This is a genomic window from Pantoea sp. Cy-639 (genome assembly GCF_011752525.1).
In the GTDB taxonomy this organism is placed as follows: Bacteria; Pseudomonadota; Gammaproteobacteria; order Pseudomonadales; family Pseudomonadaceae; genus Aquipseudomonas.
Genome location: NZ_VWXI01000033.1, coordinates 1 through 16,104 on the forward strand (window position 1 = coordinate 1; position 16,104 = coordinate 16,104).

Consider the following 16,104-nt stretch of genomic DNA (forward strand, 5'->3'; position numbering starts at 1 on the left):
GCGGCGCAGTATATCTTGCCTCATCGACGACCTGATCGTTGGTTCCCGAGAGTAGTTAAGCAACGACCAGCAAAATATCCGACCCGAAAATGAAAATGCCAGTCAGCTTAACTGACTGGCATTAGCCTGAGGCCTCCCTTTTTTATTGGCCGCGCCCTAGACTGTCGGCTTCTTTTCTCGACAAGCTGGACACCATGGTTCGCCTACTCTTCTGGATCGCCCTGATCGCCGCCGCGTTCTGGCTGTGGCGCAAGTTCAAGACCAGCCAGCAATCCCCTGCCGAGCCCCGGCTCGAGGACCCGCTGCGCATGGTGCGCTGCGCCCATTGCGGCGTGCACGTACCCAATGATCGGGCCTTGCAGTTGGGCAAAGAGTGGTATTGCAGCCAGCAGCATCTGGAGCAAGGCCCACGCTGAGCCGCTGGCGCAGGCTTTGCCTGGGAGCGGGCTTGACCCGCGACAGCACGCTCCCAGGCTCCGGACTCAACCAAGACGTCCCTGCGGCGCATACGGTGCCGGATCGATGATCGGCGTGCGCCCCAGCAGCAGATCGCTGAACAGCTGGCACGATGCCGGCGCCAGCACCAGTCCATTGCGGTAGTGCCCGCAGTTCAGCCACAGCCCGTCATGCCCAGGCACCGCGCCGATGTAGGGAATGCCTTCCGGCGACCCTGGCCGCAGCCCCGCCCAGTGCCCCACCACCTCGGCATCGGCCAGTGCCGGCAGCAGTTCCAGCGCCGAAGCCTTCAGGCTGGCTAGGGCCTCGTCGGTCGGCGTCTTGTCGTACCCGGCATGCTCCAGCGTGCTGCCCACCAGGATGTGCCCATCGCGCCGAGGGATGGCATAGCGCCCCTTGGCCAGGACCATGCTCGGCAAGAAGTCCGCAGCGCACTTGAACAGGATCATCTGCCCTTTCACCGGCTCCACCGGCAGGTTCAGGCCGAGGGTCTGCAGCAGGTCACCGCTCCAGGCGCCGGCGCTCAGCACCACGTCATCCGCCGCCAGCAGTCCCTGCTCCGTGCGCACCCCGGTGACCCGGCCACCGTCCAGGGCAAATCCGTCGATCCGGCAGTGCTCGCGCAGGGTCACGTTGGGCAACGCCAGCAGTGCGGCCTTGAGCGACTTCACCAGGCGCGGGTTGCGCACGTTGGCCACCCCTGCCATGTGGATCGCATGCCGATAGCCCTGGCCCAGCACCGGTACCGCATCGTAGACCGCCGAGAGGTCCACGCCAGCGAGCGGACGCTGTTCACGCGCAGCCCAGGCCAGCGCCTCGGCCTCGTCATCCAGGTCCAGCCAGTACAGGCCGGTGGTGTGCACTTCGGGGTCGATACCGGTACTGGCAGACAAACGCTCGCCCAGCTGTGGATAGAAATCCTGCGACCAGTGCGCCAGCGCGGTCACCGCCGGGCTGTAGCGCCAGGGATACAGTGGCGAGACGATACCGCCACCGGCCCAGGACGACTCACGACCGACCTCGCCCTGGTCGCACACCACCACCTGGTCGACCTCGGCCGCCAGGTTGTATGCCGTCAGCAGGCCGATGACGCCACCGCCGACAATCACTACTTGCTTGCTCATCGTTTCATCCAACATCCGAAGTAATTCCACGGTGCCTCGGCACCCCAAGCCCTTCAGTCCCCCCAGCAGCCGGCAGCGTCGCCTGCGGCCCCGGCGTTGCTCCGCCCCCCGGTATGTTCGAGCTGGTAGTCGCCACAACGGTCCTGCGCCATCGCCGCTTGCGGCAGGCGCATGGCGCGCAGCGTGTAGCCATCGCTGTCTCTTCGGGCATCCAGGCGGTAATGGCGATTGCCCGCGGGCAAGTCGGTCACCCATTGCTCGTTGTCGGTGTATTCGCCGGCACGCGCATGGTGCTGTTGCAGGCGCAAGGCCGCGTCGTGCAGCAGGCCGACGGCTTCGCTGCGGGCGGCACGGCGCAGGGAGTCGCTGTAACTGGGGTAGGCAATGGCTGCCAGCATGCCGATCAGCGCCACGACAATCAATAATTCGATCAGACCGAATCCACGCCGCATGTCAGTCGTCCTCCCCACGCTGGCGCCAGCTGACCCGGCGACTCATCGAGCCCCCCTCCAGCGCGTAGACAGCCTCGACGACCTGCCGTGTGCGTATCTGTTCGCTGACTGCAGTCACCCGCAGCAGAGTCTCCACGTCCTCCTCCCTGCCACCCTTGGCCTGGGTAGTTTGTCCGAGGTTCTGCAGCAGGACGAAACCACTGGCGACGCGCTGCCAGGGCTGCCCCGGTAGCGCTGCGGGCAGATCTGGCGGCAGGCAGACCCGGCATTCAGGTGGCAACCCCGCGGCCAACAACTCCAGGCCCTCGATCACCGCCGCCTCCGCCTGTTCGAAGCCGCGCACCAGGGCCAACTGCTCCCCCACCTGTCGCTGCATGAGCCCGGCATCACGCAACGCCAAGGTCGCCAGCAGCGCGAGCAGCAGGCTCAGGACCAGCGCCAGCAGCAAGACCACACCGCGTTGCCGGTTCATGGGCCAACGCCACTGTTGCGCAGTGCCACGCTCAGCGCATGCTGCTGCTCGAGCCCGAGCTGGCGGTCATGCAAGGTCAGGCGGATATCCACCCGCTCACCCTGCGCACTGGTGATCCGGGACAACTGCAGACTGCGCACGTTATCGATGAGACTGACATGCTGCGAACGGGTGCTCAGCATGAGGCTCGCATTGTGCAGCCGGTAGCTCACCCGGCGCACCGGCAAGGCGAGCAGGTCGCCAGCGGGCATGTGCTGGCCGGGCGATACCTGCGCCCAACTGCGGCAGTCGGTCAGCACGGTCCAGTCCGGCGCCCCGAGCAGTCCCGGCAGCTCGGCGCCCACCAGGGTCAGGCTGTCGGTGCCGATCTCGACCGGCCTGGCGAATGCCTGGGCGGCGGCGGGGTCGGTGAAGTCAATGGCCTCCAGGCGCAGGCAGCCGAACATGCCAGCCATGCGCAGGTCCTCGGCCAAACGCTGAAGCGCCCAACGGGCATCATCCTGCATCTGCGCCGCCGCCCCCTGCAGCCGCCAGGCCTGATGGGCACTCACCAGCAACTGGCCCGCCCCGGCAAGCACCGCCACTCCAAGCGCCAGGGCCAGCAACACTTCCAGCAGGCTGAACCCGTCAGCTGCGCGACTCATGGCTGCACCCGCCCCTGCAAGCGCAGGATCTGCTCGCGCTCGACGCCCGGCCAGCGGAGCTCCACCGTCAGCACGCCGGCCGAAAGGCCCAGGTGCCCCTGTGCCACCCTGCCCATCCGCAGCGCCACCTGGGCTTGCCAGGCTGCCTGGTCGGCAAGCGTGAGGCTGCCAGCCGCCCTCACCTGCTCCAGCAGGCCCTGTGTCAGTTGCAAGGCCGTGCCCTGACGCCTCGCATCGTCACTGGCCTGCTGGCCACGCACCTGCAACGCCGCCGAGGCAAACATCCCCAGCGCCAACACCGCCATCGCCAGCACCACCTCGAGCAGCGTCATGCCACCTTGTCGCACCTGCATTCCCTGCCCTCCCCGGCGATTTCCTCGCCCAGCGCCTGAATCGGCCGACTGGCGCGCCCAGCCGTCGGCCCGGATGCTTCAGCCAAGCACGTCCATGGAGGAATGCACGATGAGGCAACAGGGAGTAACACTGATACAAATGATGTGCACACTAGCCGTGGCAAGCCTTCTGACGCATCTGGGCGTATCCGCCTACGGGCGGCTCAGCGATTCGCTGCATCATGCCGCCGTGGCCCGGGAGCTGGCGCAGGCACTGCGCGATGCACGCAATCAAGCCGCGCTGCAACAACGGGCGGTGCGCTTGCTGCCATTGGAAGGCGACTGGGGGAAAGGCTGGCGCATGTCGTTGGAGCACAATGGCCAGGTCTTGCGCGAACGGCGCCTGGAAAGGACGCTGAGGATCGTGGCGAGTTCGCCCCGCGAAATCAGATTCAGCCGTCGTGGCGCCCCGCTCGGGGTCGGTTTCATCGGCGTTTCCCTGGCGCTCTGCCCACGCGCGGGCGGCACCGGCAGCCACCAGGTGGTGCTCAGCCCCAGTGGCCGGGTCAGCCTGCGCAGCGAGAACAGTCCCCACTGCGCAGGTTGAGGATCAGAGCAGCGAGCGTACCCGCAACTCCTTGGGCATGGAGAAGGTGATGTTCTCCTCGCGCCCGTCGAGCTCCTCGGCACCGCTCGCGCCCCAGGCCCTGAGCTGTTCGATCACGCCCCGCACCAGCACTTCCGGCGCCGAGGCGCCAGCGGTGATGCCGATTCGCTGGACGCCGTCGAACCAGCCGCGCTGCAGGTCCTCGGCGCCGTCGATCAGGTAGGCCGGGGTGCTCATGCGCTCGGCCAGCTCGCGCAGGCGGTTGGAGTTGGAGCTGTTGGGGCTGCCCACCACCAGTACCACGTCGCACTCGTCGGCCAGTTGCTTGACCGCGTCCTGGCGGTTCTGGGTGGCGTAGCAGATATCGTCCTTGCGCGGGCCGCCAATGTTCGGGAAGCGCGCGCGCAGGGCATCGATGACCCGGCTGGTGTCGTCCATCGACAAGGTGGTCTGGGTGACGAAGGCCAGGTGGTCCGGGTTGCGCACCTGCAGCGCGGCAACGTCCTTCTCGTCCTCGACAAGGTAGATGCTGCCACCGTTGCTGGCGTCATACTGGCCCATGGTGCCCTCGACCTCCGGGTGCCCGGCGTGGCCGATGAGAATGCACTCACGGCCATCGCGGCTGTACTTGGCGACCTCGATATGCACCTTGGTCACCAGCGGGCAGGTGGCGTCGAACACCTTCAGGCCGCGGCCGGCGGCTTCCTGGCGCACGGCCTGGGAAACACCGTGGGCGCTGAAGATGACGATGACATCATCGGGCACCTGGTCCAGCTCTTCGACGAACACCGCACCGCGGTTGCGCAGGTCCTCGACCACGAACTTGTTGTGCACCACTTCGTGGCGCACATAGATCGGCGGACCGAAGACTTCCAGGGCGCGGTTGACGATCTCGATCGCCCGGTCGACCCCGGCGCAGAAACCGCGCGGGTTGGCGAGTTTGATTTGCATGCTCGGCTCCCGGCTCACACAGCCTTCACGTCGAGGATCTGCACCTCGAAGTTCAGGGTCTTGCCAGCCAGTGGATGGTTGAAGTCGATGGTCACCTGGTTGTCGTCGAACGCTTTGACCACACCGGGCAGTTCGGTGTTGGCGGCATCGTTGAAGATCACCAGCAGCCCTTCGGACAGCTCCATGCCGTCGAACTGCGAACGCGGCATTACCTGCACGTTCTGTGGGTTGTGCTGGCCGAAGGCGTTCTCCGGGGCGATGCTCAGCTTGCGCTGGTCACCGGCCTTGAACCCGAACAACGCGTTCTCGAAGCCCGGCAGCAGGTTGCCGTCGCCGACCTTGAACACCGCCGGCGCCTTGTCGAAGGTGCTGTCGACGGTATCGCCGTTTTCCAGGTGCAGCGCGAAGTGCAGGGTGACTTCAGTGTTCTGGCCGATACGGGTCTCAGTCATGGACGGCTTCCTCGGACTTCTTGCTCTTGAACATATCCAGCGCCAGCATCACCGCACCAACGGTGATGGCGCTGTCGGCCAGGTTGAAGGCCGGGAAGTAATGGCGGTTCTGCCAGTGCACCAGGATGAAGTCGACCACATGGCCCAACACCACGCGGTCGTACAGGTTGCCCAGCGCGCCGCCCAGCACCAGGGCCAGCGCCACGGCCAGCCAGGTCTCGTTGCGCCCCAGGCGCTTGAGCCAGACCACCAGTACAGCGCTGACCACCACGGCGATCACGGCGAACAGCCAGCGCTGCCAGCCGGAACTCTCGGCCAGGAAGCTGAACGCCGCGCCGGTGTTGTAGGCCAGGGTCCAGCTGAAGTAGTCGGGAATGACCACGATCTGCTGGTACAGGCTCAACTTGCCCTCGAAATAGACCTTGGTGACCTGGTCGAGGACCAGGACCACCAGGCTCAGCCAGAGCCAGGCAAGGCGCCCGAAGCGCCCCGCGGAAGCATTAGGCATAGTGGCGCACCTCGCCCGGGCCGCTCAGGTTGTCGACGCAACGACCGCAGATCTCCGGATGCTCCGGATGGCTGCCGACGTCGGCGCGGAAGTGCCAGCAACGGCCGCACTTGGCGTGACCGGACTTGACCACCTTCAGCTTGAGACCTTCGACCTCGGTTGTCACCGCATCGGCCGGCGCCTGGACGAACGGTACCACGCTGGCCGCGGAGGTGATCAGCACGAAGCGCAGCTCGTCGCCCAGCTTGCCCAGGTCGGCGGTGAGGCCGTCCTCGGCGTACAGGGTGACCTCGGCCTGCAGGTTGCCACCGATGACCTTGGCGGTACGCTGGTTCTCCAGTTCCTTGTTGACCGCCGCCTTGACCGCCATGACGCGGTCCCAGTAGGCGCGGTCCAGCTCGGCGTCGGCCGGCAGCTCGCTCAGGCCCTCGTACCAGCCGTTGAGCATCACCGACTCGTTGCGCTCGCCCGGCAGGTACTGCCAGATCTCGTCGGCAGTGAATGCCAGGATCGGCGCGATCCAGCGCACCAGCGCCTCGCTGATGTGGTACAGCGCGGTCTGGCAGGAACGGCGGGCGACACTGTTGGCGCCGGTGGTGTACTGGCGGTCCTTGATGATGTCGAGGTAGAAGCCGCCAAGCTCCTGCACGCAGAAGTTGTGGACCTTGGAGTAGACGTTCCAGAAGCGGTATTCGCCGTAGTGCTCTTCCAGCTCGCGCTGCAGCAGCAGGGTACGGTCAACCGCCCAGCGGTCCAGGGCCAGCATGTCTTCGGCCGGCAGCAGGTCACGCGCCGGGTCGAAGCCGGACAGGTTGGAGAGCAGGAAGCGCGCGGTGTTGCGGATACGGCGGTAGGCGTCGGCGCTGCGCTGCAGGATCTGCTCGGAAACGGCCATCTCGCCGGAATAGTCGGTAGCCGCGACCCACAGGCGCAGGATGTCGGCGCCCAGGGTGTTGTTGACCTTCTCCGGCTCGATGGTGTTGCCCAGCGACTTGGACATCTTGCGGCCGTTCTCGTCCACGGTGAAGCCGTGGGTCAGCAGCTCGCGGTACGGCGCGTGGCCGTCGATGGCGCAGCCGGTCAGCAGCGACGAGTGGAACCAGCCGCGGTGCTGGTCGGAACCTTCCAGGTACAGGTCGGCGCGCGGGCCGGTGGCGTGGCCGATGTTGTGCGAGCCACGCAGCACGTGCCAGTGGGTGGTGCCGGAGTCGAACCAGACATCGAGGGTATCGGCGATCTTGTCGTACTGGCCGGCCTCGTCACCCAGCAGTTCCTTGGCGTCGAGCTTGAACCAGGCCTCGATGCCTTCCTTTTCGACGCGCTTGGCCACTTCTTCCATCAGCTCGACGGTGCGCGGGTGCAGCTCGCCGGTCTGCTTGTCAAGGAAGAACGGGATCGGCACGCCCCAGTTGCGCTGACGCGAGATGCACCAGTCCGGACGGTTGGCGATCATCGCGTGCAGGCGCGCCTGGCCCCAGGCCGGGACGAACTTGGTGTCCTCGATGGCCTTGAGCGCGCGCTCGCGCAGCGGCTCGCCAGTGGTCGGCTGCTTGTCCATGCCGACGAACCACTGCGCGGTGGCACGGTAGATCAGCGGGGTCTTGTGACGCCAGCAGTGCATGTAGCTGTGGCTGATGGTCTCGGTGTGCATCAGCGCGCCGACTTCGCTGAGCTTGTCGACGATGGCCGGGTTGGCCTTCCAGATGAACTGGCCGCCGAAGAACGGCAGCGACTCGACGTACACACCGTTGCTCTGCACCGGGGTGAGGATGTCGTCGTTGACCATGCCATAGCGTTTGCAGGTGACGAAGTCGTCTTCACCGTAGGCCGGCGAGGAGTGGACCACGCCGGTACCGGCGCCCAGTTCGACGTAGTCGGCCAGGTACACCGGCGACAGGCGGTCGTAGAACGGGTGGCGGAAGTTGATCAGTTCCAGCGCCGAGCCCGGGGCGGTGGCGATGATCGAGCCTTCGAGGCTGTAGCGCTTCAGGCACGACTCGACCAGCTCCTCGGCCAGCACCAGCAGGCGCTCGCCGGTATCGACCAGGGCGTACTTGAACTCCGGATGGATGTTCAGCGCCTGGTTGGCCGGGATGGTCCACGGGGTGGTGGTCCAGATCACGATGGCGGCGGGCTTGTTCAGCGCGGCCAGACCGAAGGCGGCGGCCAGCTTGGCCTCGTCGGCGACCGGGAAGGCCACGTCGATGGTCTGCGACTTCTTGTCGGCGTACTCGACTTCGGCTTCAGCCAGCGCCGAACCGCAATCGAAGCACCAGTTCACCGGTTTCAGGCCCTTGAACACGAAGCCTTGCTTGACCATCTCGGCCAGGGCACGGATTTCACCGGCCTCGTTGGCGAAGTCCATGGTCTTGTACGGGTTGTCCCAGTCACCCAGCACGCCCAGGCGGATGAACTCGGTCTTCTGCCCTTCGATCTGCTCGGCGGCATACTCACGGCACAGCTCGCGGGTGCGGTCGGCGGTCAGGTGCTTGCCGTGGGTGACCTCGACCTTGTGCTCGATCGGCAGGCCGTGGCAGTCCCAGCCCGGCACGTACGGGGCATCGTAGCCAGCCAGGGTCTTGGAGCGGACGATCATGTCCTTGAGAATCTTGTTCAGCGCGTGACCGATGTGGATCTTGCCGTTGGCGTAGGGCGGGCCGTCGTGCAGGACGAACTTCGGACGGTCCTTGCCAATCTCGCGCAGCTTCCGGTACAGGCCAATGCTGTCCCAGCGCTGCAGGATCTGCGGTTCGCGCTGAGGCAGGCCGGCCTTCATGGGGAAGGCGGTGTCCGGAAGGTTTAGCGTGGCTTTGTAGTCGGTCATTTCAGGCTCTTCGTTAGCGGTTGAGCGTGCCAGTGGGCACGTGCGGCGGCGATGTCCGCGTCGATCGCCGACTTCAGCGCCTCCAGGGAGGCGAAACGCTGCTCTTCACGCAGCTTGTGGTGGAACTCCACCGTCAGACGCCGACCGTAGAGATCGCCGGCGTAGTCCAGAAGATGAATCTCCAGGTGGGGGCGACCATCACCGCTGACGGTGGGACGTACCCCGATGTTACCGACACCCGGCCAGTGCTTGCCGTCGATCTCGATGCTGGCCAGGTAGACCCCGGACAACGGCACACGACGGCGCTTGAGCTGGATGTTGGCGGTAGGTGTGCCGAGCTGGCGGGCCAGCTTCTGGCCATGCAGCACCCGACCGGTGATACGGTACGGGCGGCCCAGCAGGTGCTCGGCCAGGGCGAAGTCGCCTTCGGCCAGGGCCTTGCGCACTTCGGTACTGCTGACTCGCAGGCCGTCCTGGACCACGGTGTTGGCGGCCTCGACGGTGAAGCCATGGTGCTTGCCGGCCTCGACCAGGAAATCGAAGTCGCCGGCGCGGTCGCAGCCGAAGCGGAAGTCGTCGCCCACCTCGAGGTGGCGTACCCCCAGGCCATCGACCAGCACCGCCTTGACGAACTGCTCGGCGCTGAGCCGGCTCAGGCGCTGGTTGAACGACAGGCACAGCACCCGGTCGATGCCTTCTGCGGCCAGCAGCTCGACCTTGTCGCGCAGGCGGGCCAGGCGCGCGGGCGCGCTGTCGGGCGCGAAGTATTCGCGCGGCTGCGGCTCGAAGACCACCACGCAGGTGGGCAGGCCCAACGCCTGAGCGCGTTCGCGCAGGCGTGCGAGGATCGCCTGGTGGCCACGGTGGACCCCGTCGAAGTTGCCAATGGTGGCGACACAGCCCCGGTGCTCGGGGCGCAGGTTGTGAAGACCTCGAACCAGCTGCATAACGCGCTTCTTGCTCATAAAGTGGCCGATTATAACCACACCCGGGCGCTGACGACAGGCAGCAGCGCCACCCTGGGGCGTGGAATGCGAAAAACCGACGTCTGACCCGCAGCCCGCCTCAATGCAAGGCTTTGCGGGCGAAATGCCGGGGACGGAAACCGCACAGGTACAGGCAGCCGAAATACACCACCACGCCCGCGGCGATCAACGCGCCCAGGCGCAGAAAACGCGCCAGCATGTTGCCCTGCTCCCAGGCCGGCATGTAGTGCATGCCCAGCAGCAGTACCGCCGACATCAACGCCACCGCCAGCACCAGCTTGAGCAGGAACAGCGCCCAGCCCGGTTGTGGCTGGAACAGTTGCTGGCTGCGCAGCTTCCAGTACAGCAGGCCGGCATTCAGGCAGGCGCCCAGGCTGATGGCCAGGGCCAGCCCGGCATGGGCCAGCGGACCGATCAGCGCCAGGTTGAGCAACTGGGTACAGGCCAGGGTGAACACCGCGATCTTCACCGGCGTGCGGATATTCTGCTGCGCATAGAAGCCTGGAGCCAGCACCTTGACCAGGATGATCGCCAGCAGCCCCACCGAATAGGCGATCAACGCGCGCTGGGTCATGGCCGCATCGAAGGCGCTGAACTTTCCGTACTGGAACAGCGCCACGGTCAGCGGCTCGGCCAGGATCGCCAGGGCCAGGGTGCAAGGCAGTACCAGCAGGAAACACAGGCGCAGGCCCCAGTCGAGGATCCGCGAGTACTCTTCGCGATCCTTGTTGGCGTAGGTCTTGGCCAAGGTCGGCAGCAGGATGGTGCCCAAGGCCACGCCCAGCACGCCGGAGGGCAGCTCCATCAGGCGATCGGCGTAGTACATCCACGACACCGAGCCGGCCACCAGGAACGAAGCGAAGATGGTGTTGATGATCAGCGAGATCTGGCTCACCGACACCCCGAGGATCGCCGGCAGCATCTGCTTGAGCACTCGCCATACCCCGGTGTCGCGCAGGTTCAGGCGCGGCAGCACAAGCATGCCGATCTTCTTCAGCGCCGGCAGTTGGTACAGCAGTTGCGCCAGGCCACCGGCCAGCACGCCCCAGCCCAGGGCCATGATCGGTGGATCGAAGTACGGCGTCAGCAGCACGGCAAAGGCGATCATCGCCACGTTGAGCAACGTGGGAGTGAACGCCGGTACCGTGAAACGGTTCCAGGTATTGAGGATCGCCCCCGCCAGCGACGACAGCGAGATCAGCAATATATAAGGAAAGGTCACTCGTAGCAGCGAGGTGGTCAGCTCGTACTTTTCAACGCTGTCGACGAACCCCGGTGCCGTGGCCCACACCACCCAGGGCGCGGCGAGAATGCCGATGACGGTCACCAGTGCCAGCACCAGGGTCAGCAAACCGCTGACATAGGCGATGAAAGTGCGCGTGGCTTCCTCCCCCTGCTGGGTCTTGTACTCGGCCAGGATCGGCACGAAGGCTTGGGAGAATGCGCCCTCGGCGAAGATCCGGCGCAGCAGGTTGGGCAGCTTGAAGGCGATGAAGAAGGCGTCGGTGGCGATGCCGGCACCGAAAACCCGCGCCAAGATGGTATCCCGCACGAAGCCGAGCACCCGGGAAATCATGGTGATGGAACTGACCGCGGCCAGGGATTTGAGCAGGTTCATCGAAAAGTTTCACGCCAAAGGCAGAGGACGCTGCCAGTCAGCGTCCGAATGTGCGATACTCCCGCGCCTTCGCAGGGAAGCCAAAATTCCCGAGTTTACAGGTCGTACAGCAGAAAGGAATATTTCCCGTCTGTCGACCCACCGCTCGGCGGAACCCTGAAGGTGGCCTTGACATCCGTTCGACTCGTCGGCATGATTCGCGGCCTATTTTGTTTGCTATTTACCTAAAGTCTTTCGAGGAGCTCGACGGTGGCCAACACACCTTCCGCCAAGAAACGTGCAAAACAGGCTGAGAAGCGTCGCAGCCACAACGCCAGCCTGCGTTCCATGGTCCGCACCTACATCAAGAATGTAGTTAAAGCCATCGACGCAAAAGACGCCGAAAAAGCGCAAGCCGCTTACGTTCTGGCTGTACCTGTAATCGACCGTATGGCCGACAAGGGCATCATCCACAAGAACAAAGCTGCTCGCCACAAAGGCCGTCTGAATGGCCACATCAAGGCGCTGAAAGAAGCTGCAGCTGCCTAAGCGACGTTCTTGTCGAAAAAACCGACCCTAGGGTCGGTTTTTTTATGCCTGCGATTTACTCACACAGCCCCCTTTTTCTTGCCCTTCCCCTGTAGGAGCGGCCTTGTGTCGCGAACGGGCCGCAAAGGGGACTGAGCTAACGGAGCATTATCCGAGAATCGCAGGGGGCCGCTGCGCAGCCCCCGCAAGAGCTACATCACTTGCCGATCTGAATCTTCGGCGCCCATTGCAGCCACTCGTCCTCGGACTTGTCGAACAGGGCGAACGTCTGCTGCGGCCGTGCCGGGCTGCCCATCTTCTCGCCATCCGGCGTAGCGAAGGCGATACCACCGTCGATCATCGTCTGCAGGGACTCGGTGCGCACCGTGGCGCCCTTGAACAGCCCCCAGTCGAAGCCGAACCCGCTGCTGTTCCAGAACCGGCTGCCACTGCGCACCAGGCCGGCATAGCGCGGCTCGATAAGGATGTGGATAAGTACGCGGTCGGCGGTCTGACCGAGCTCGAAACCAGTGACCTTGCCCACCGCGACTTCACGATAGGTGACCGGCACGCCCGGCTTGATCGAACCACGACGCGGCGCGCTCAGGGTCAACGGCAGGCCGACCTCCTCCCCCTTGAGTTCCGGCGCGTCGGCCAAGGCAATGAAGTCGCGCTGCGGTCCCTTGTCCTTGAGGGCCGGCAGTACCTCCAGATACTGGCCACTGACCAAGGTGTCGAGGTTCTCGGTGCGCACCAGGCCGAACGCCGGCTTGACCACCCAGAACTGAGTACCGGCACGAGCAATGCGCTCCGCCGCCTGGGTGATCCGCGCACGCAGCACCACAGCCTGCAGGTCGGCGGTCAGGTCGACGCTTTCGACGCTACCCACATCCAGTCCGCGGAAGCGGATCGGCGTACCCGGCTTGAGGCCATCGGCTCGATCCACGCGAATGGTCACCAGGGTGCCGGCACGGTCGGCCGCATCCTGACTGTCATGCAGACGGAAACGTGGAATATGACGCTTGAGCGGCACATCCGGTCTTGGCGTGTCGAAGGCGATACCACCGGCCATCAGGGTTTGCAGCGACTCACTCTTGACCTGGATGCCCGAAAGGCCGCCAGTCAGGGTGATACCGCTGGCGTTCCAGAAGCGCGAGGAACCATTGACCAGGTTGGCGTACTCTTTCTCGATGTGCACACCGATCAGGATGCGTTTGCTGTTGCGGGCGAACTGGTAGCTCTGCACGCTGCCCACCCGCACCTGGCGGTACATCACAGGGCTCCCGACCTCCAGGGAGCCCAAGGTATCGGCGAACAGGACCATGTGCAGGCCCGGCGCCTTCAGGTCCAGCGGCGGTGCCTTGGCCCGCGCCTCGAACTCGCGCTGAGGCTTGGCGCCCGGCTCTCCCGGACGCACCGCAATGTAGTTGCCCTTCACCAAGGCCTCGAGGCCGGTGATGCCTGCCAGCGAGATGGACGGCTTGACCACCCAGAACTGCGTACCCTCGACCAGGTAGTCCTCGGCCAGGGGGTCCAGGGTCAACTCGGCCGTGGCACTGGAGAGGTCGCCCTCGATCTTCAGGTCCTTGAGGGAGCCCACCTGGATGCCCTTGTACAGCACCGGTGTACGTCCTTTCTGCAGCCCTTCGAAATCGCTGAGCTTGACCTTCACGCGGATACCCGCCTGGGCGGCGTCGAAATCTTCGTACAGGCGGAACGGCAGGCTAGGGTCGGTTGGTGGACTGTCCTTGCGGTTTTCCGGCGTGGCGAAGGCGATACCGCCGGCGACAATGCTCGAAAGCGACTCGGTACGCACCTTGACCCCGGAGAGATCGGCATCGATGCTGACACCACTGGCGTTCCAGAAACGTGTGTGCTTGCGTACCAGGCTGGCGTAGGCCGGGGCGATGAACACCTTGATCTCCACCGTGCCCTGGTCCTCGGACAGCCGATAACTCTTCACCCGACCGACCTGGATCTGCTTGTAGAACACCGGGCTGTCGCGATTGAGCGACCCCAGGCGCTCGGCCTTGAGCGTCAGGTGCAGGCCCGGCTCGGCATCCGATAGCGGCGGCGCCTCCTTCAGCGCGGTGAAGCGCTTGGTTGGCTCTCCCTCGCCAGGGTCCACGGCGATGTAGTTACCCGAGACCAGCGTCTCCAGGCCTGAGATACCCGCCAGGCTGACGCTTGGCTTCACCAGCCAGAAGCGCGTGCCCTTGTTCATGTGCGGAGCAGCTTCCTTCTTCATTTCGATGGTGGCGATGACCCCGCGATTGTCACCGTGGTTGTCCAGCACCAGGCTGGTCACCTTGCCCACCGACATCCCCTTGAAGATCACTTCGGTCTTGTTGGCGACGATGCCTTCACCGGTCTCGAAGCGCACCTGGATCTCGATACCAGCGTCGCGATAGGCCTGCCAGGCCAGCCATCCACCGATCGCCAAGGCGATCAGCGGCAGGATCCAGATGGCCGACCAGTTTGAAGCAGGGCGGGTTTTAGCCGTAGGCAAGTCACTCATGGTCGTCATCCGACTCCGTGTTGTCCCAGATCAGTCGGGGATCGAAAGTTAAAGCGGCGAGCATCGTCAGGATCACCACAGTGGCAAAGGCGACGGCGCCCAGGTTGGCTTCGACACTGGCGATGCGGCCGAAATTCACCACCGCCACCAAAATCGCGATGACAAAGATGTCCAGCATCGACCAGCGTCCGATGAACTCGATGAAGCGATACATCAGGATGCGCTGGCGCGCCGACAGCGGCTGGTGGCGCTGCACCGAATACAGCAGCAGGGCGATACCGACCAGCTTGAAGGTGGGCACCAGGATACTGGCGATGAACACTACCGCGGCAATCGGCAGCATGCCGTGCTTCATCAGGGTGATGACACCGGACATGATGGTATCGGGACTACCCTGCCCCAAGGCGCTGACGGTCATGATCGGCAGCACGTTGGCAGGAATGTAGAGAATCATGGCAGTGATCAGCAATGCCCAGGTACGCACGATGCTGTTGGGGCGTCGTACATGGACGGTAGCGCCGCAGCGGGTGCAGGTCTGCGAGGTGCTTTGTCCTTCGCGCCGGTTGAGCTCATGACATTCGTTGCAGATCAGGATGCCTGCATCAATCGCCCGCATGGACATCCTCCCCGGATAGCGCCACCCATATCTGGTGGGGCGACATCACCACCTCCAGCCACACCTGGACCAGCAACAGGCTGATGAAGCAGACCAGGCCGAGACCGATACTCAGGTCGGCCAGGTCGACCAGTTTGACGATGGCTACCAGCACGCCCATGAAATAGACCTCGAGCATGCCCCACTCACGCAAGTGGTGGTAGATACGATAGATCAGCAGGCCATAACTGCGGCCGACATTCAGGCGGATGCTCAGCAGCACGGCCAACTGGCACAGCAGCTTGAGCAGGGGGATGGCCATGCTGCACAGGAACACCACCACGGCGATGCCACGCATCCCGGAGTGGTAGAGGCCAAGTACACCGCTCCAGACCGTATCGTCGGAGGTCTGGCCCAGCAGATGCAATTGCATGATCGGCAGGAAGTTGGCTGGCACGTACAGCAACAAGGCGGTCAGCACGAGGGCCAGGCTGCGATTGACGACATTGTGGCGATGCGCATAGAGCTCGTAGCCACAGCGTGGGCAATGGGCCTTTTCGTCATTCTGCAGCGAGGTCTTGCGCATCAGCAGGTCGCACTCGTGACAAGCCACGAGGTCGTCCAGCGGCAACTGGGCAAGTGCTTCGGAGTCGACAGGGTTGGACATAAGGAAGTTCTGAATGGATACGTCGGCTCTATTCTAGTGTTCCGACTCGAATTGTGGGAGACGACCATTGTTAGGAACTGTTCGTTCCTGAAGCCAAAGTGGCGCCTATGGCACCGGCCCCTGCAAAGCTTGGTCCCTGTAGGAGCGGCCTTGTGTCGCGAAAGGGTTGCAAAGCAGCCCCAAGGTCCTGGGGCTGCGTCAAGGTTGCACTGGCTTTGCGGGCACGGAAAAGACAAAACCCCTACCTGCATGTGCAGATAGGGGTTTGCGAAATGAATCTTGACGATGACCTACTCTCACATGGGGAAGCCCCACACTACCATCGGCGATGCATCGTTTCACTACTGAGTTCGGGATGGGATCAGGTGGTTCCAATGCTCTATGGTCGTCA

At 64.3% G+C, this 16,104-nt stretch carries 17 protein-coding genes and 1 rRNA gene; 3 read left to right on the forward strand and 15 right to left on the reverse strand.

Annotation, left to right across the window (positions count from 1 at the left end; translation table 11 throughout):
- Positions 1 to 194 precede the first annotated feature (194 nt).
- Positions 195 to 416: a PP0621 family protein gene (locus F3J43_RS23440; protein WP_166892918.1), complete on the forward strand. Its 222-nt coding sequence runs from the start codon at positions 195 to 197 to the stop codon at positions 414 to 416.
- A 66-nt stretch (positions 417 to 482) separates the two neighbouring features.
- On the opposite strand, the gene thiO is transcribed toward F3J43_RS23440, so the two are convergent.
- From thiO to F3J43_RS23890, 5 genes are read right to left on the reverse strand one after another with little or no spacing between them, the layout of a single operon-like run.
- Positions 483 to 1,580: a glycine oxidase ThiO gene (gene thiO / locus F3J43_RS23445; RefSeq protein ID WP_166892921.1), complete on the reverse strand. Its 1,098-nt coding sequence runs from the start codon at positions 1,578 to 1,580 to the stop codon at positions 483 to 485.
- 53 nt (positions 1,581 to 1,633) lie between these two features.
- Positions 1,634 to 2,032: a type IV pilin protein gene (locus F3J43_RS23450; RefSeq protein ID WP_166892924.1), complete on the reverse strand. Its 399-nt coding sequence runs from the start codon at positions 2,030 to 2,032 to the stop codon at positions 1,634 to 1,636.
- Between the two features lies 1 nt (position 2,033).
- Positions 2,034 to 2,504: a hypothetical protein gene (locus F3J43_RS23455; protein WP_166892926.1), complete on the reverse strand. Its 471-nt coding sequence runs from the start codon at positions 2,502 to 2,504 to the stop codon at positions 2,034 to 2,036.
- The gene (locus tag F3J43_RS23460) at positions 2,501 to 3,148 is read right to left on the reverse strand and encodes a PilW family protein (RefSeq protein ID WP_166892929.1); all 648 of its coding nucleotides are present in this window, start codon (positions 3,146 to 3,148) and stop codon (positions 2,501 to 2,503) included. The genes F3J43_RS23455 and F3J43_RS23460 overlap by 4 nt, the downstream gene beginning before the upstream one ends.
- Positions 3,145 to 3,501 carry a type IV pilus modification PilV family protein gene (locus F3J43_RS23890; RefSeq protein WP_205298067.1) on the reverse strand — a complete coding sequence of 119 codons (357 nt, stop codon included), beginning with the start codon at positions 3,499 to 3,501 and terminating at the stop codon, positions 3,145 to 3,147. Before F3J43_RS23890 ends, F3J43_RS23460 begins: the two co-directional genes overlap by 4 nt.
- A 157-nt stretch (positions 3,502 to 3,658) precedes the next feature.
- Here F3J43_RS23890 and F3J43_RS23470 point away from each other — a divergent pair, with 157 nt between their 5' ends.
- On the forward strand, positions 3,659 to 4,087 hold the full coding sequence (locus tag F3J43_RS23470) for a GspH/FimT family protein (protein ID WP_205298068.1): 429 nt from the start codon (positions 3,659 to 3,661) through the stop codon (positions 4,085 to 4,087).
- 3 nt (positions 4,088 to 4,090) lie between these two features.
- Here the strand turns inward: F3J43_RS23470 and ispH are convergent, their stop codons facing one another.
- From ispH to murJ, 6 genes are all read right to left on the reverse strand, one after another.
- The gene (gene ispH / locus F3J43_RS23475; protein WP_166892936.1) at positions 4,091 to 5,038 is read right to left on the reverse strand and encodes a 4-hydroxy-3-methylbut-2-enyl diphosphate reductase; all 948 of its coding nucleotides are present in this window, start codon (positions 5,036 to 5,038) and stop codon (positions 4,091 to 4,093) included.
- 14 nt (positions 5,039 to 5,052) lie between these two features.
- Positions 5,053 to 5,490 (reverse strand): FKBP-type peptidyl-prolyl cis-trans isomerase, encoded by a 438-nt coding sequence (locus F3J43_RS23480; RefSeq protein WP_166892940.1) that lies wholly within the window; start codon positions 5,488 to 5,490, stop codon positions 5,053 to 5,055.
- Positions 5,483 to 5,998 (reverse strand): signal peptidase II, encoded by a 516-nt coding sequence (gene lspA, locus F3J43_RS23485; RefSeq protein ID WP_166892943.1) that lies wholly within the window; start codon positions 5,996 to 5,998, stop codon positions 5,483 to 5,485. Before lspA ends, F3J43_RS23480 begins: the two co-directional genes overlap by 8 nt.
- Complete coding sequence (ileS, locus tag F3J43_RS23490; RefSeq protein WP_166892946.1) at positions 5,991 to 8,822, reverse strand: isoleucine--tRNA ligase; 2,832 nt, start codon at positions 8,820 to 8,822, stop codon at positions 5,991 to 5,993. The genes lspA and ileS overlap by 8 nt, the downstream gene beginning before the upstream one ends.
- Entirely contained in the window at positions 8,819 to 9,769 is a 951-nt protein-coding gene (gene ribF / locus F3J43_RS23495) for a bifunctional riboflavin kinase/FAD synthetase (RefSeq protein ID WP_166892949.1), read from the reverse strand. Before ribF ends, ileS begins: the two co-directional genes overlap by 4 nt.
- A gap of 118 nt (positions 9,770 to 9,887) precedes the next feature.
- Positions 9,888 to 11,426, reverse strand: coding sequence for a murein biosynthesis integral membrane protein MurJ (murJ, locus tag F3J43_RS23500; protein ID WP_166892952.1), 1,539 nt, complete (start codon positions 11,424 to 11,426; stop codon positions 9,888 to 9,890).
- 249 nt (positions 11,427 to 11,675) lie between these two features.
- Here murJ and rpsT point away from each other — a divergent pair, with 249 nt between their 5' ends.
- Complete coding sequence (gene rpsT, locus F3J43_RS23505) at positions 11,676 to 11,954, forward strand: 30S ribosomal protein S20 (protein ID WP_003247625.1); 279 nt, start codon at positions 11,676 to 11,678, stop codon at positions 11,952 to 11,954.
- Between the two features lie 196 nt (positions 11,955 to 12,150).
- Here rpsT and F3J43_RS23510 read toward each other — a convergent pair whose 3' ends face one another.
- The 4 genes from F3J43_RS23510 to rrf form a co-directional block, all read right to left on the reverse strand.
- The gene (locus F3J43_RS23510; RefSeq protein WP_166892955.1) at positions 12,151 to 14,451 is read right to left on the reverse strand and encodes a PqiB family protein; all 2,301 of its coding nucleotides are present in this window, start codon (positions 14,449 to 14,451) and stop codon (positions 12,151 to 12,153) included.
- Positions 14,444 to 15,067, reverse strand: coding sequence for a paraquat-inducible protein A (locus F3J43_RS23515; RefSeq protein ID WP_166892959.1), 624 nt, complete (start codon positions 15,065 to 15,067; stop codon positions 14,444 to 14,446). Before F3J43_RS23515 ends, F3J43_RS23510 begins: the two co-directional genes overlap by 8 nt.
- Positions 15,054 to 15,713 carry a paraquat-inducible protein A gene (locus F3J43_RS23520; RefSeq protein WP_166892962.1) on the reverse strand — a complete coding sequence of 220 codons (660 nt, stop codon included), beginning with the start codon at positions 15,711 to 15,713 and terminating at the stop codon, positions 15,054 to 15,056. Before F3J43_RS23520 ends, F3J43_RS23515 begins: the two co-directional genes overlap by 14 nt.
- Before the next feature lie 277 nt (positions 15,714 to 15,990).
- Positions 15,991 to 16,104 (reverse strand): 5S ribosomal RNA (gene rrf / locus F3J43_RS23525); the annotation flags it as partial.